Consider the following 15,302-nt stretch of genomic DNA (forward strand, 5'->3'; position numbering starts at 1 on the left):
CGCGAACCCGGCTGGATTCGCTAGGGTGGGAATATGCCTGTTCCGCTGATCTGGCTCATTCTGGCGCTGGTACTGGCCGGGGCAGAGGCGCTGACGGGCGACCTGTTCTTGCTGATGTTGGCCGGCGGCGCGCTGGCGGCAACCGGCTCCAGTTGGCTGCTGGACTGGCCGATCTGGGCCGACGGTTTGGTATTCCTTGTGGTTTCGGTGTTGCTGCTGGCTTTGGTCCGCCCCGCGCTGCGGCGACGGTTCGAGGTGGGCAAGGGCCTGCCGGAGCCGGTCAAGGCGCTCGAGGGTAAGTCCGCGCTGGTGCTCGATCGAGTCGCGCAACACGAGGGCCAGGTCAACTTGGACGGTGAAGTCTGGACGGCGCGACCGCTCAACGACCACGATGTGTACGAACCGGGTGATCACGTGACAGTGATGCGGATCGACGGTGCCACCGCGGTTGTTTTCAAAGCTCTGTAACCCTCAGGAAGGGATTCACCATGGAAGGCGCTGTAGCCGGCCTGATCTTTCTCATTGTGCTGGTGGTCTTTGCCATCATCATCGTGGCCAAATCGGTCGCGCTCATACCCCAGGCCGAGGCGGCGGTGATCGAGCGGCTCGGTCGTTACAGCCGGACCGTGAGCGGCCAGCTGACCCTGCTGATCCCGTTCATCGACAAGATCCGGGCTCGGGTCGACCTGCGTGAGCGAGTGGTGTCCTTTCCGCCGCAGCCGGTGATCACCGAGGACAACCTGACGCTCAACATCGACACCGTCGTCTACTTCCAGGTCACCACCCCGCAGGCGGCCGTGTACTCGATCAGCAACTACATCGTCGGTGTTGAACAGCTGACCACCACCACGCTGCGCAACGTGGTCGGCGGCATGACGCTGGAACAGACGCTGACCTCGCGCGACCAGATCAACGGCCAACTGCGGGGAGTGCTCGACGAGGCCACCAACAAGTGGGGGCTGCGCGTCGCCCGGGTGGAACTGCGCTCGATCGACCCGCCGCCGTCGATCCAGGAGTCGATGGAGAAGCAGATGAAGGCCGACCGCGAGAAGCGGGCGATGATCCTGACCGCCGAAGGTGTGCGGGAGTCCTCCATCAAACAGGCCGAGGGCCAGAAGCAGTCCCAGATCCTGGCCGCCGAGGGCGCCAAGCAGGCGGCGATTCTGGCGGCCGAGGCCGACCGGCAGTCCCGGATGCTGCGAGCTCAGGGCGAGCGGGCGGCCCAGTACCTGCAGGCGCAGGGCCAAGCCAAGGCGATCGAGAAGACCTTCGCCGCGATCAAGGCGGGCCGGCCAACACCGGAGATGCTGGCCTACCAGTATCTGCAGACGCTGCCGCAGATGGCCAAGGGCGAGGCCAACAAAGTCTGGCTGGTGCCCAGCGATTTCGGTTCGGCACTACAGGGATTCACGAAGATGCTGGGGGCTCCGGGCGAGGACGGGGTGTTCCGCTACACGCCGTCACCGGTGGAGGAGGACCTGCCCAAGCCGGAAGACGATTCCGACGAGGTCGCCGATTGGTTCAACACCGAAACCGATCCGGAGATTGCCCGGGCTGTCGCAAAGGCGGAGGCCGAGGCGCGGAAGACGACCCCGCCGCTGGGCGCGCCGACTCCGGAGGCACCATCCTCGCTGGAGGAGCCGTATTCGCCGCAGGGGTTGCCCGGTGGGACCCATCGCGCGCAATAGGTGTTGACGTCGGGCCGTGCCTCATTAGCGTAGGGGCATGGCGCTCCCCAAAACCTATGCCGTGCTCGCCGCGATCCAGGCCGGCGATGCGGTGGCATGCGCGATCCCGTTGGCATCGATCACCAAATCTCTGGATACCGTTGGCCTGCCGCCGAAGATCCGGTGGGTGCTGCCAGTGGTGAAGACGGCGTCCGCGGTTGGGCTGTTGTCCGCCGGGCGGTATCCGGCGCTGGCGAGGCTGACCACGTTGCTTCTGACGGTGTACTTCACGCTGGCGTTGGGTGCCCACATCCGGGTGAAGGACAAACCGGTCAATGCCCTTCCCGCGGCCGGGTTTCTGGTCACATTTGCGGTGTTGACGGCCAAGGGCCCTGGGGGCAGCGAGGCGTCGCCTGCAGGACCATGATCCCGCGCGTCGATTGAGCACCACATAACCTGTGCCTGCCCGGTCGGTATTCGCCCAGCAGGACAACGCATTTCGACGTCACGACCCACGCTCGCACCCAACCGTGCGGTGGGCGTCGGCCGTGACGTCGAGAATCACCCCGGCGCAGGCACCGAAAAGTTTGCGCAGGCACGCGTTCGACGAAAACCCCGCCGCGATAGTCGATAAGTGTGCCCACATCGCGGCATACGTCCCAGCCTGTCCGCCATCGCTTTGGTAACGCTTCTGCGAGGTGGAGCTTGTGATCCGGCTCTCAGTTGCTATTCTCACCCGACAACTTCACGCAACGGATCGAGAAAATGACAGCGGTCAGCGACGCGGACGGCATACGAGAGGACCTCTACATCGACAAGGTGGAGGCCCTCTCTCGTGCGACGGCTCGATTGCGTTTCGATCCGGACGTCGATATCGACTGGGACGCCCCAGAAAACGCCTTGGACGTGGACGACCCGCGTTGGCAGCTGGACCCAGACAGCGCTCCGCTCGCCGCTACCCAGTGGTACTCCGAGCAACCGTTGAGCAAGCGCATCGAGATGGGCCGCTGGGTTACCGCGAACACCCTCAAGGTCACATTGCAGTTCGAGATGATGTTGATCCGCGGAGTGGTCCATTACGCGGGCAAGTTGCCCAACGGCTCCCCGGTGTTTCGGTATCTCATCCACGAACTGGTCGACGAATGCAACCACATTCAGATGTTCCAGGAATTCGTCAACCGCAGCGGCGAGAATGTTCCAGGAATGCGGCGAGGCGCCCGGTTCATCGGGCCGATCCTCGGCTTTATCGGGGGCTACGCCAACGTCATTCACTTCATCGGGGTGCTCTGTGGTGAACAGCCGCTGCACTTCCAGCAGACTCTGCAACACCGTGGCGCGGCTCAGGTACCCCCGCTGCTCAACAAGATCACCTACATTCACCTGGCCGAAGAAGCCCGGCACATATCATTTGCCGACGACCATCTGAACCAGCGCTTGCAAAGCACTGGGCGTTTGAAACGGGCGTGGTACGCGTTTCTTTTCCCCTTCTTTCTCCGGTGGTTGATCGGCGAGATGATGGGACAGCCACGCACTTTCGCCCGGCAGTTCGGGGTTCCACGACGTGTCTTCAAGGACGCGTACTGGAGGAGCGCCCAATCGCGCGGGATGATGGCCGAGTCGGCCGCCGACGTTCGACGAGTCGCCGAGGACCTCGGTCTGCGGACGGCATGGTCGCGTTGGATATGGAGACTGCTTGGTATCGACGGGCGGTTGCCGCGGTACCGCGGTGAGCCGGACCGCAGCCCCTCGGCCCCGCGCGTGGCCCAGCTTCGAACTGTGGTGGCTGCGCGCGTCATGGCCGTAGCGATCATGGCCGGCGTCGCCCTGCTGGCGACGCCGGACGGATTGCGGATCATCGCCGCCGCCGCAGCCGGGGCGGGCGTGTGGGCGCTCTACCACACTGTCCGGGAACGTCGCGGTGGCGTGATGGGCCACCAGCCATTTGAATGGCCGAGATTTTTCATCTGGTTGACGGTCTGCCTGATCATGATTCCCGTCGGTGGGTTGATCGGGCTCGCGCTGGTGGTGTTCATGATTCTTGCGCTTGCCGAATTCATGCCCACGCTGTGACCGGGTCCTCGGCGCCCGCGGGTAGGGCGATCAAAACCAACTTCAGGCTGCCGCCATCGATATCGAGCCGGTTCGTGATAGCGTCCGCGGATGCCTGACCTCCCTTACTTTGACCTGCTGTTGGACGAACGGCAGGAGGGTGGCGAGACCGGACAGCTGTGGGAAGCCCAGGTGCACTGGGGCTATTGGGAAGATCCCAAGGCCGCCGAGGGCACTCGAGCCGACTACGTCGCGGCCATGGAGCAGATGAACGCCGTGCTGTTCGAGGCTGGCAAGGTCGCTGACGGGCAACGGCTGTTGGACGTCGGCTGCGGGTTCGGCGGGACGATCCAACAGATCAACGGCACGCATTCCGACATGGACCTCACCGGACTGAACATCGACCCGCGTCAGCTCGCTGCCGCGGAGGCTCAGACCAAGGCCACCAACGGCAACCGCATCGCCTGGGTCGAAGCCGACGCATGTCAGCTGCCCTTCGAGGACAACTCCTTCGACCGCGTTCTGGCCGTCGAGTGCATTTTCCACTTCCCGTCCCGTGAGCGGTTCCTCGCGGAGGCCATGCGGGTGCTCAAGCCGGGTGGCTACCTGGCGGTGTCCGATTTCGTTCCGGCCGTTGCGTTGTTCGGTAAGACCCCGTTCTGGTGGGCGATTCGAACCCGGATCGCGAAGTCATACGGAACGCTCGGCAATGTGCCCCTCAGGTCTTATAAATCGATGGGCAAACGCGCGGGCCTTCAGCTCGACGCGAACCGCAATATCCGGAAGAACACGTTGCCGACGTACCCTTTCCTGATCAAATTCTTCCGCGAGCAGGGGTCCGCGGATGCCCAGAAGGTCATGATCGTGGGCACCCGATGGATGAAATGGCTGTCCAAGCTCGGCCTCATTCAGTACCGGGTGTACAGATTCCAGAAACCCGCCTGACGTTCTCGGGGCAGTGACGAGTGTCCGCCCGTTGAAAGAGACGCCATGCCTGACGACCGCCTCAAGAACTACGTCCTGACTCGTGCCGATGCGGACGCCGCGTTGACTGAGCAAGCGCGCTTGGTGGTGCTCGCGGCGTTGGAAAGTGCCGGTGATCTCGTCGACGTGCTCGGCGAGAGCGAGACCTCCGCGGCGGTCATCGAATCGCTCACCACCACCGTCGATCACGGCGCCGTCGAACCCGTCGGCGCCTACCTGAGCGCCATCACCGTGCAGAGTTTTCGCGGCATCGGTCCGAAGGTGACACTGGCGATCCCGCCCGGCCCGGGCCTGGTGGTCATCGCCGGCCGAAACGGATCGGGTAAGTCGACGCTGGCCGAAGCACTCGAACTGGCCTTGACCGGAACCAACTCTCGGTGGAATGACAAGGCCGCAGTCTGGTCGCGCACTTGGCGCAACCTGCACGAGTCGCTGCCGGCCCAGATCCGGATCGGGCTCACCGAGGAGGGAGCGGGTTCGTCGACCATCGGAGTGGATTGGCCGGCCGGGGCCGACGTGGCGGTCACCGAGCTGAAAAGCTGGGTACAACGCGATGGGCAGAAGCGTCAGGACATCGACGTACTGGGCTGGTCGGCGGCTCTCGAAATGTACCGGCCGCTACTGAGTTACGACGAACTGGGCTCCATCCTGGAGGGCCGGCCGAGTGATTTCTACGATCAGCTCTACAAGTTGCTGGGGCTGGAGCAGCTCACCACGGCGATGACGCGGCTGGACGCCGAGGTGAAGCGGCTCAAGCAGCCGGCCGTCGAACTGCGCAAGGCACGGGACGCGTTGAAACCGGTCCTCGAAGCTCACGGTGATCCCCGGGCCGCAACGGCATTGGCCCAAGTGAAGAAGATCAAACCCGATCTCGAGACCGTGAGGCCGTTGATCACCGAAGGCGGGGCGTCGGTCGCGGCGGCTTGGCGGCAGGCCGAGCGCCTCACCGCACCCGCGTATGACGCCATCTCGCCCGGATGCGAAGCGCTGCGCGCGGCTGCTGCTCGAGAACGCGAGGAGTCGGCCCGGATGGACGGCCTGGTGGCCGATCGAGCCCGACTTCTTGAGTACGGCTTGACATTTCATGAGCAGCACCCGGGCCGGCAGTGCCCGCTGTGCGGGCAGGGCGTCCTGGATGACAGCTGGGCCGGGGCCGCCCGGGCCGCGCTGGAGCGCGACCAGGCGGCGGCTCAGGACCTCACCACCGCTCGGGCGGCGACCCACGAGGCGCGGTCTGCACTCATCGCCGCGGTGCGCGACGTTGCGCCACCTCCGCAGGCCGATGCGGATCTGACGACGCTGGCCGACGCATGGAGAGCCCATCAGCGGTTCGCAGCGCTGCCGCCCGACGGAGATCTCGCCCTGGCATACCACGTCGAGGAAACCTTGCCTGCCCTTCATCAGGCGTATGCCGCACTGCGGCAGGAGGCGTCGGCCTTGATCCGTCAGCGTGAGGACGCCTGGAGCCCGGTCGCCTTACAGCTCGCCGACTGGCTGCGCAAGGCCGACGACGCCGCGCGGGCCGACCCGCAGTTGACTGTCGCAGCCGAGGCGCAGAAGTGGTTGCAGGCCAACGCCGGTGAGCTCCGCAACCAGCGCATCGCGCCCCTGGCCGACCAGGCCAGGCAGATCTGGTCGACGCTGCGCCAAGAGAGCAATGTCGAGCTGGGCAAGATCCGGCTGGAGGGCCAGAAGACCAGCCGCCGCGTCGTGTTGGAAGCCGCTGTCGACGGTTCTGACACCGAAGCGTTCGGCGTCATGAGCCAGGGCGAACTGCAGGCCTTGGCGTTGTCCATCTTCATTCCGCGGGCGACCGCGCCGGAAAGCCCATTCCGGTTCCTGGTGCTCGACGATCCGATCCAGGCCATGGACCCGTCGAAGATCGACGGCTTCCTGCAGGTGCTCACCGCTCTGGCCGCCGATCGGCAGGTCATCGTGTTCACTCACGACGACCGGTTGCCGTCGGCGATCCGCCGTTCCAACGCACCGGCTCGAATCGTCACCGTCTGCCGCGGGGCCAACTCCGCGGTGACCGTTTCCGAGGGCAGCCACCCGGCTACGCGGCTGCTCGACGATGCCTTCGCCATCGCCGCCGATGATGCCGTGCCCGCAGAGATCAAGCGCGCCGCTATCCCGGTGCTCTGCCGTGAGGCCCTCGAAGCCGCAGCGTGGGATGTGTTCGCCGCCAAGGCGTTTGCGCAAGGGTGGACCCGCAGCGCGGTCGAGGAGGACTGGGAGGAGGCGGCAGGCACCAAACGACGGATGGCACTGGCATTGCACCCGCAGGACAGCGCGGCCGTCGACAAATGGGTTTCAGGCGGCCCGGCCCGCAAGGCCACGATGGCCGTCGTCACCAAGGGTGTGCACTCTGGGGTATCCGACTTCAAGGCTGCGGTGAACGCGGCCCGGCTGACCGTCGACGATCTGCGGCGGGTCGCACCATGACCGACCGGGCCGCGTTGCTCGACCATGCCGATCAGCTGCTGGACGGGAAGGTCGACCTCGGTATGCGCGGCGCCCGGACCGCGGCTCTGCTCGCCCGGTGCGCACTCGAGGACTGGCTCGACGACCACAGTGCGAGCTGGCCGAAAGTGCCAGGGAAACGCCCGACCACCCGATCCAAGCTCGTGGCGCTCGGTGCGCAACGGGACGCGGACACCCGCGAACGGGCGAAACGGGCATGGCATGACCTCAGCCGCGCCTGCCACCACCATGCGTATGAACTGCAGCCGTCGGTCAGCGAGGTGCGTCTGCTGGTTGCGCAGGTACGTCAGCTCAGCCGGTGACAACTGGTTCGGCGCTGGATTCGGCTGCCTCGGCGGCCAGACGTTCGCGGCGGTGACTGCGGATCTCGAACACCAGCCCGGCCGCCCCAAGCCCGGCAGTGCACAGCGACACCACGAACAGCAGCGGGCTCACGTTGCCTGTCAACGCATCACCGAGGATCACCACGGCAGCGGTGCCGGGCAGGAGGCCGGCGATCGTGGCCAGCGTGTACGGCAGCACCCGCACGGCCGACGCCCCGGCCGCATAGTTGAGAACCGAGAACGGCACGGCCGGGATCATGCGCATCGACATCACCACCGGCCAGCCCCGCTGCTGCAACCGGCCATCCACCAAATCGACGCGTGGGTGGGAGACCAGCCGGTTGAGCTGCCAGCCGGCGGCCCGGATCAACAGCAGCGCGAGCACGGCGCTGACCGTGCTGGCCACCACGGCTATGGCCACCCCGAGCGCCGGTCCGAACAGCAGGCCCGCTGCCAGGGTGAACGCCGTGCGAGGGAACGGAAAGACGGTGACGACGATGTGGGCGCAGAGGAATGCCAGCGGGAACCACGGACCCACCGAGGTGGCCCAATCGCGCAGCTGCATGGCAGTCGGAAGCGGAATGAGCAACGCGACTGCGACGAGAATCACAATGCCCGTCAGGATGGCGATGATTCGCCGCGGAGGTAACTGCGAAGCCGTCGCGATTACCGCAGCGCGCACGGTACGCAGGGTGCTGACGACGGGTTTCACGATTACCAAGAGTACGGGCGCCGGGTGACCAAGACCGCTTTGCCGCGGTGTGAGTCCGATGCCCACCGGTCAGCGCGGTGATGGCGATCATTTAGCCTGAGGGGCAAGTGGGTAGGTCACACGCTGCGACAACAGGAGATGCGGGTGTCATTACAGGGGTCCAGTACGGTCGAATCGGACCGCCAGAGGTGGCGCACGGCTGTCGCCGGGGTGCTGGCCAAGAGCAGCAGGCGCGATCCGGCGGAGCTGCCGCCCGAGCCGGAACGATTGCTGGATTCGCCGACGTATGAGGGGTTCGGGATCCGGCCGCTCTACACGAGCCTGGACGCTGTGGCCGAGCTCGCCCTGCCCGGCCAGTGGCCATTCGTTCGTGGCGGTGACGCACTGCGCGATGTGAAGTCCGGATGGAAGGTGGTCGAGGGGTTCCCGCAGATCCCCGGCACCGGGGTGGACACCGTCAACGGTGCGGTGTTGGTGGCGCTCACCGAAGGAGCCAGTGCGCTCGCGCTGCGGATCGGCGGCGACGACGGGATCAACCCCGACGAGCTCGACCGGCTGCTGGACGGTGTGTTCCTGGATCTGGTGCCCGTGCTTTTCGACAGCGGCGCGGACTTGCGGGCAACCGCCGATGCGGTGCTGCCGCTGCTGACCGGTCTCGACGAGGACCAGCGCGCACGGCTGTCCATCGATCTCGGCGCGGACCCGCTGACGGCCCCGCTGTCCGGACGGGCCACCAGCGCGGAGCTGCTCGACACCGTCGCCGAACTGACCGAATACTCCGGCCGGGTACGCGCCATCACCGTCGACGGCCCGGCGTTCCACAACCTCGGCGCCGGCGCCGCCTGGGAGCTCGCCGCGTCGGTGGCGGCTGCCGTCGGCTACCTGCGCCTCCTCGATGACGGCGGCATCGCGGTGGCGGATGCGCTGCGCCAGATCAGTTTCCGGTATGCCGCCGACGACGATCAGTTCATGACCATCGCGAAACTGCGCGCGGCGCGGCAACTGTGGGCCCGGGTGGCGGAGGTGGTCGGTGAGCCCTCGACCGGCGCGGCCACCGTGCACGCCGTGACGTCTTTGCCGATGATGACCCAACGTGACCCCTGGGTGAACATGCTGCGCACCACGCTTGCCGCGTTCTCGGCGGGCGTCGGGGGAGCCGACACCGTGCAGGTGCTTCCGTTCGACGTGGCGATCCCGGGTGGATTGGACGGCACCTCGGCGACTTTCGCGCGGCGCATCGCCCGCAACACCCAGCTGTTGCTGCTGGAGGAGTCCCACATCGGGCAGGTGCTCGACCCGGCAGGCGGGTCGTGGTTCGTCGAGGACCTCACCGCCGAACTCGCCCGGCAGGCCTGGGCGCACTTCCAGGACATCGAGGCACGCGGCGGGTTCGTCGCAGCCCGCGACTACATCGCGGGCCAGATCGCGGAAGTCGCTGCGCGCCGCAGCGAAGACATCGCGCAGCGCCGCACCGCGATCACCGGTGTCAACGAATACCCGAACCTGGCTGAAAAGCCTTTGGTGCAAGGGCTTTCGAGCGCTACCGTCGCGCGCTACGCCGCCGGATTCGAGGCGCTGCGGGACCGCTCGGATGCCTTCCTGGCCAACTCCGGGGCGCGGCCGCGGGTTCTGCTGCTGCCGCTGGGACCTCTCGCCGAGCACAACATCCGTGCGACCTTCGCGTCGAATCTGTTGGCGTCGGGCGGGATCGAGGCGGTCAACCCGGGCACCGTCGACGCTGCCGATATCGGTAAAGCCGTCTCGGACGCTGGGTCGCCCAACGTCGCGGTGTTGTGCGGCACCGACGCCCGCTACGGCACCGATGCCTCTGCGGCGGTGGCCGCCGCCCGCGCCGCCGGCGTCGGCCAGGTTCTGCTGGCCGGGCCGGAGAAGGCTGTGGCAGAGGCAGATTCAAAACCCGACGGATATCTGACCGCGAAGATCGACGCGGTCGAAGCCCTGTCGAACCTGCTCACCGGACTGGGAGCCTGATATGACCACCACAACCGGCACCGGAATCGGCAGCTTCGCCGACGTACCCCTGAACGGAGACGGTGCGGGGCAGCCCGCGACTCCTGACGCGGTCGAAGCCCACGTCGCTGCGGCCGCAGCAGCACACGGCTACACCGCAGACCAGCTGACCTGGGCCACTCCCGAGGGCATCGACGTCAAGCCGGTGTACGTCGGCGCCGACCGTGACGCCGCGGTCGAGGCCGGGTATCCGCTGGACAGTTTTCCGGGTGCGCCGCCGTTCGTGCGCGGGCCCTACCCGACGATGTACGTCAACCAGCCGTGGACCATCCGGCAGTACGCCGGATTCTCCACCGCCGCGGAATCGAACGCCTTCTACCGGCGCAACCTGGCCGCCGGCCAGAAGGGCCTGTCAGTGGCGTTCGATCTGGCCACCCACCGCGGCTATGACTCCGATCATCCGCGGGTCCAGGGCGATGTCGGCATGGCCGGTGTCGCCATCGATTCCATCCTCGACATGCGCCAGCTGTTCGACGGGATCGACCTGTCGACGGTGTCGGTGTCGATGACCATGAACGGCGCGGTGCTGCCGATCCTGGCGCTGTATGTGGTGGCCGCCGAGGAGCAGGGCGTGCCGCCGGAGAAGCTCGCCGGGACCATCCAGAACGACATCCTCAAAGAGTTCATGGTCCGCAACACCTACATCTATCCGCCCAAGGCGTCGATGCGGATCATCTCCGATATCTTCGGCTACACGAGCGTCAAGATGCCGAAGTTCAACTCCATCTCGATCTCCGGCTATCACATCCAAGAAGCCGGGGCCACAGCGGATTTGGAGCTCGCCTACACGCTGGCCGATGGTGTCGAGTACATCAAGGCCGGCCTGGCTGCCGGCCTGGACATCGACAAGTTCGCCCCGCGGCTGTCCTTCTTCTGGGGCATCGGCATGAACTTCTTCATGGAGGTCGCCAAGCTGCGTGCCGGTCGGCTGCTGTGGAGTGAACTCGTCGCGCAGTTCGACCCCAAGGACGCCAAATCGCTGTCTCTGCGCACACATTCGCAGACCTCAGGTTGGTCGCTCACCGCTCAGGACCCGTTCAACAACGTGGCCCGCACCTGTATCGAGGCGATGGCTGCCACCCAGGGCCACACACAGTCGTTGCACACCAATGCATTGGACGAGGCGCTGGCACTGCCCACCGACTTCTCCGCCCGTATCGCCCGCAACACCCAGCTGCTGTTGCAGCAGGAGTCGGGCACCACCCGGCCCATCGACCCGTGGGGCGGCTCGTATTACGTGGAGTGGCTGACGCACCAACTCGCCGAGAAGGTCCGTGCCCACTTCCGCGAGGTCGACGAGCACGGCGGCATGGCGCAGGCCATCGACGACGGCATTCCCAAGCTGCGCATCGAGGAGGCCGCCGCACGCACCCAGGCGCGCATCGACTCCGGTCAGCAGACGGTGATCGGCGTCAACAAGTACGTGGTCGATGAGGACCAGGAGATCGAGGTCCTCAAAGTCGAGAACAGCCGCGTGCGCGCCGAGCAGATCGCCAAGCTGCAGCAGCTGCGTGCCGACCGTGACGAGGCCGCCACTCAGGCGGCACTGGCAGAACTGACCCGCGCGGCCGAGGCAACCGGGCATGCGGGCGCAGATGGACTGGGCAACAACCTGTTGGCCCTGGCCATCAACGCGGCGCGGGCCAAGGCAACGGTCGGGGAGATCTCCGACGCGCTGGAGAAGGTTTACGGGCGCCACCAGGCTGAGATCCGTACCATCTCCGGGGTCTACCGCGACGAAGTCGGAAAGGGCAGCAACATCGCAAGTGCGACGGAGCTGGTGGGGAAGTTCGCCGAGGCCGATGGCCGCCGGCCGCGCATCCTGGTGGCCAAGATGGGGCAGGACGGGCACGACCGCGGTCAGAAGGTGATCGCGACGGCGTTCGCCGACATCGGTTTCGACGTCGACGTGGGCTCACTGTTCTCCACGCCGGAGGAGGTGGCCCGCCAGGCCGCCGACAACGACGTGCACGTGGTGGGGGTGTCGTCGCTGGCCGCCGGACATCTGACCCTGGTGCCCGCGCTGCGCGACGCCTTGGCGGAAGTGGGCAGGCCCGACATCATGATCGTCGTCGGCGGCGTCATCCCGCCCGGAGATTTCGATGAGCTGTACGAGGCGGGGGCGACCGCGATCTTCCCGCCCGGCACAGTGATCGCCGACGCCGCGATCGGCCTGCTGCACAAGCTGGCCGGTCGGCTCGGCTATCAGTTGAGCTGATGAGCCGATCGGTTCTCGAACTCGCGGCGGCCATCCGTGGCGGGGACCGCGCCGCGCTGGCGCGGGCCATCACCCTGGTCGAGTCGACGCGGGCGGACCACCGGGACCAGGCTCAGCGGTTGCTGCTGGAGTTGATGCCCGACGCCGGCTCGGGGCTGCACGTCGGTATCACCGGAGTGCCGGGCGTCGGCAAGTCGACCGCCATCGAAGCGCTGGGTATGTATCTGATCGAGGCCGGCCACCGGGTCGCGGTGCTGGCCGTGGACCCGTCGTCGACCCGGACCGGCGGTTCGATCCTGGGTGACAAGACCCGGATGGCCCGGTTGGCGGTGCACCCCGATGCCTATATTCGACCGTCACCCACCTCGGGCACACTCGGCGGGGTCGCCAAGGCCACCCGCGAGACCATCGTGTTGCTCGAAGCAGCTGGTTACGACGTCATCCTCGTCGAGACGGTGGGCGTGGGACAGTCCGAGGTCACGGTTTCGAACATGGTGGACACCTTCGTGTTCCTCACCCTGGCGCGCACCGGCGACCAGCTGCAGGGCATCAAGAAGGGCGTGCTGGAACTCGCCGACATCATCGTGGTGAACAAGGCTGACGGCGAGCACGCAATCGAGGCGAAGTCGGCCGCACGTGAGCTGACCGGTGCGATCCGGCTGATCTATCCCCGCGAAACACTTTGGCGCCCACCAGTTCTCACTATGAGCGCGGTGGAGGGTACCGGCCTGGTCGAGCTGTGGGACACGGTGCTCAAGCATCGGCAGGTGCTCAGCGAGGCGGGGGAGTTCGACGCCCGTCGCCGCGCACAGCAGGTGGACTGGACCTGGTCCATGGTCCGCGACGCGGTGCTGGACCGGTTGATGTCGCATCCCGACGTCCGCAGCATCCGTGCCGACGTGGAACGCCGGGTGCGCGACGGCGAACTCACCCCGGCGCTCGCGGCGCAGCAGATTCTCGACGCGGCGAACTGATAACCGAAAGGCTGGACGAATGCGGATGAGGGATACGAAATCGAGACTCCGCGTGTTGATCGTCGGCGCCGCGGTCGTGGGCACCTTGCTGACCGGCTGCGGGGGTGCGTCCGACGTCGGTAGCCATCAGGTGGTCGCCAAGGCGAAACTGCAGGCGATGGTCAAGGAGGAACTGCAGGCCGCAGCTGGGCGCAAGGTCAAAAAGGTGGAGTGTCAGGACGACATCGCCGGCGAAGTCGGCGCCACCCAGCGTTGCGAGCTGACGGCCAACGACGGCTCCAGGATTGGGCTCACAGCGACGGTCAAAGCCGTCGAGGGCGAAGGCAGGGACGCCAACGTCAACATCGACGTCAAGGTCGACGACAAGCCGGTGGGGTGACGTTGCGGCTGAGTGGTCTTAACGGATCGGTAACGCATAGAAAATTTGCCGGGGATCCAGGTAAATTCAAAGTGTGACCGGTCCCAGCCGGGGGCGCAACGTGGCGCTCCCACACGGTGTCGAGGGCGCGGCGGACGGAAATTTCTCCTGTACCGTCCGCGGCTTCTCGCAGCTGTTCCCCGGTCGCCGCTTCGGCGGCGGGGCATTGACGATCTACCAGGACGGTCAGCCGGTCGTCGACGTGTGGACGGGCTACTCCGACCGGGCCGGAACCATGCCGTGGACCGCCGATACCGCCGCTATGGTTTTCTCGGCGACAAAGGGAATGGCCTCGACAGTCATCCACCGCCTCGTCGACCGCGGGCTGATCGATTACGACACCCCGGTGTGCGTTTACTGGCCGGAGTTCGGGGACAAGGGCAAGGCGGCAATCACCGTCCGTCAGGTCATGCAGCACCAGGCCGGTTTGTCCCAGCTGAACGGCGTGAGTAAGGCGGACTTGCTCGACCACCGCTTGATGGAAGCCCGGATCGCGGCCACCCCCGTCAACCGTCTGCTCTACGGCAGATCGGCCTACCATGCGTTGACCTACGGCTGGTTGTTGTCCGGCCTGGCTCGGGCAGTGACCGGTCAGGGCATGCGCGAGCTCTTCCGCACCGAACTTGCCGAGCCCCTGCGCACCGACGGCATTCATCTGGGCCGCCCAGCATTGGGCGCACCCACCCGGACTGCTCAGATACTGATGCCTCAGCGCACCTGGCCCAATCACCTGTTCGATTTCGTCGCGCCGAAGATCGCCGCGCTGGAGTTCTCCGGTTTCTTCGGATCCCTGTACTTCCCAGGCGTGATGTCCCTGGTGCAGGGCGAGACACCGTTCCTGGATGCCGAGGTGCCCGCCGCGAACGGGGTCGCCACCGCCCGCGGGCTGGCCAAGATGTACGGGGCGATCGCCAACGGTGGACGGTTCGACGGCGCGCAGTTCCTTTCCGCGCCGACAGTCGCCGGCCTCAGCGGCAAGCCGAACCTGCGTCCGGATCGGAACCTGGTGGTGCCGTTGGCTTTCCACCTCGGGTATCACTCGGTGCCGTTCGGGGTCATGCCCGGGTTCGGGCACGTGGGCCTCGGCGGTTCGGTGGGCTGGGCGGACCCGGCCAGCGGGCTCGCGATCGGATTCGTGCACAACCGGCTACTGACCCCGATGCTGCTCGACATGGGTACGTTCGTCGGTCTCAACGCGCTGATCCGCAACGATGCGGCCCGCGCCCGCAAGCGCGGCTATGAAGCGGTGCCCGACCTGGGAGCGCCCCCGAGCGAGATTTCCAAGCCGGTCGCCGGCTAGTCGCTGTACCCGCTCAGCCGCTCGATGTGTCTCGCAGCGAACTGCCCTTTCGGCCTCAGCTACTTTCCGAGCGAGCCGTACCCGCCCCGAAACCGCACGACAGTGATCTACATCACGTGCATGTCGGTTTTGGGACAGTGGT

At 66.3% G+C, this 15,302-nt stretch carries 13 protein-coding genes; 12 read left to right on the forward strand and 1 reads right to left on the reverse strand.

All coding sequences use genetic code 11. From position 1 onward, the window contains the following. Positions 1–33 precede the first annotated feature (33 nt). From ABQF30_RS09730 to ABQF30_RS09760, 7 genes are all read left to right on the forward strand, one after another. Positions 34–468: an NfeD family protein gene (locus tag ABQF30_RS09730; RefSeq protein ID WP_448462735.1), complete on the forward strand. Its 435-nt coding sequence runs from the start codon at positions 34–36 to the stop codon at positions 466–468. Between the two features lie 20 nt (positions 469–488). Then, entirely contained in the window at positions 489–1,688 is a 1,200-nt protein-coding gene (locus tag ABQF30_RS09735; protein WP_448462737.1) for an SPFH domain-containing protein, read from the forward strand. A 37-nt stretch (positions 1,689–1,725) separates the two neighbouring features. Continuing rightward, positions 1,726–2,094: a DoxX family protein gene (locus ABQF30_RS09740; protein WP_448462739.1), complete on the forward strand. Its 369-nt coding sequence runs from the start codon at positions 1,726–1,728 to the stop codon at positions 2,092–2,094. A 338-nt stretch (positions 2,095–2,432) separates the two neighbouring features. Continuing rightward, positions 2,433–3,737 (forward strand): AurF N-oxygenase family protein, encoded by a 1,305-nt coding sequence (locus ABQF30_RS09745; RefSeq protein ID WP_448462741.1) that lies wholly within the window; start codon positions 2,433–2,435, stop codon positions 3,735–3,737. Positions 3,738–3,827: 90 nt separating this feature from the next. Further along, on the forward strand, positions 3,828–4,661 hold the full coding sequence (locus ABQF30_RS09750) for a class I SAM-dependent methyltransferase (protein WP_448462743.1): 834 nt from the start codon (positions 3,828–3,830) through the stop codon (positions 4,659–4,661). 45 nt (positions 4,662–4,706) lie between these two features. Next, positions 4,707–7,145: an AAA family ATPase gene (locus ABQF30_RS09755; RefSeq protein ID WP_448462745.1), complete on the forward strand. Its 2,439-nt coding sequence runs from the start codon at positions 4,707–4,709 to the stop codon at positions 7,143–7,145. After that, on the forward strand, positions 7,142–7,486 hold the full coding sequence (locus ABQF30_RS09760) for a hypothetical protein (RefSeq protein WP_448462747.1): 345 nt from the start codon (positions 7,142–7,144) through the stop codon (positions 7,484–7,486). Before ABQF30_RS09755 ends, ABQF30_RS09760 begins: the two co-directional genes overlap by 4 nt. Here the strand turns inward: ABQF30_RS09760 and ABQF30_RS09765 are convergent. Further along, positions 7,476–8,219, reverse strand: a complete 744-nt coding sequence (locus ABQF30_RS09765; RefSeq protein WP_448462749.1) for a TVP38/TMEM64 family protein — start codon at positions 8,217–8,219, stop codon at positions 7,476–7,478. The genes ABQF30_RS09760 and ABQF30_RS09765 overlap by 11 nt on opposite strands. Before the next feature lie 138 nt (positions 8,220–8,357). On the opposite strand from ABQF30_RS09765, the gene mutA reads away from it, so the two are divergent. From mutA to lipL, 5 genes are all read left to right on the forward strand, one after another. Continuing rightward, positions 8,358–10,211, forward strand: coding sequence for a methylmalonyl-CoA mutase small subunit (gene mutA, locus ABQF30_RS09770; RefSeq protein ID WP_448462751.1), 1,854 nt, complete (start codon positions 8,358–8,360; stop codon positions 10,209–10,211). A gap of 1 nt (position 10,212) precedes the next feature. Then, on the forward strand, positions 10,213–12,468 hold the full coding sequence (gene scpA / locus ABQF30_RS09775) for a methylmalonyl-CoA mutase (protein ID WP_448462753.1): 2,256 nt from the start codon (positions 10,213–10,215) through the stop codon (positions 12,466–12,468). Then, a complete protein-coding gene (gene meaB, locus ABQF30_RS09780) occupies positions 12,468–13,442 on the forward strand; it encodes a methylmalonyl Co-A mutase-associated GTPase MeaB (protein WP_448462755.1) in 975 nt (324 codons plus the stop codon). The genes scpA and meaB overlap by 1 nt, the downstream gene beginning before the upstream one ends. A 25-nt stretch (positions 13,443–13,467) precedes the next feature. Continuing rightward, the gene (locus tag ABQF30_RS09785; protein WP_448462757.1) at positions 13,468–13,821 is read left to right on the forward strand and encodes a DUF4333 domain-containing protein; all 354 of its coding nucleotides are present in this window, start codon (positions 13,468–13,470) and stop codon (positions 13,819–13,821) included. A gap of 73 nt (positions 13,822–13,894) precedes the next feature. After that, complete coding sequence (gene lipL / locus ABQF30_RS09790; protein ID WP_448462759.1) at positions 13,895–15,160, forward strand: esterase/beta-lactamase LipL; 1,266 nt, start codon at positions 13,895–13,897, stop codon at positions 15,158–15,160. Positions 15,161–15,302 lie beyond the last annotated feature (142 nt).

It is taken from the genome of Mycolicibacterium sp. XJ870, assembly GCF_053483975.1.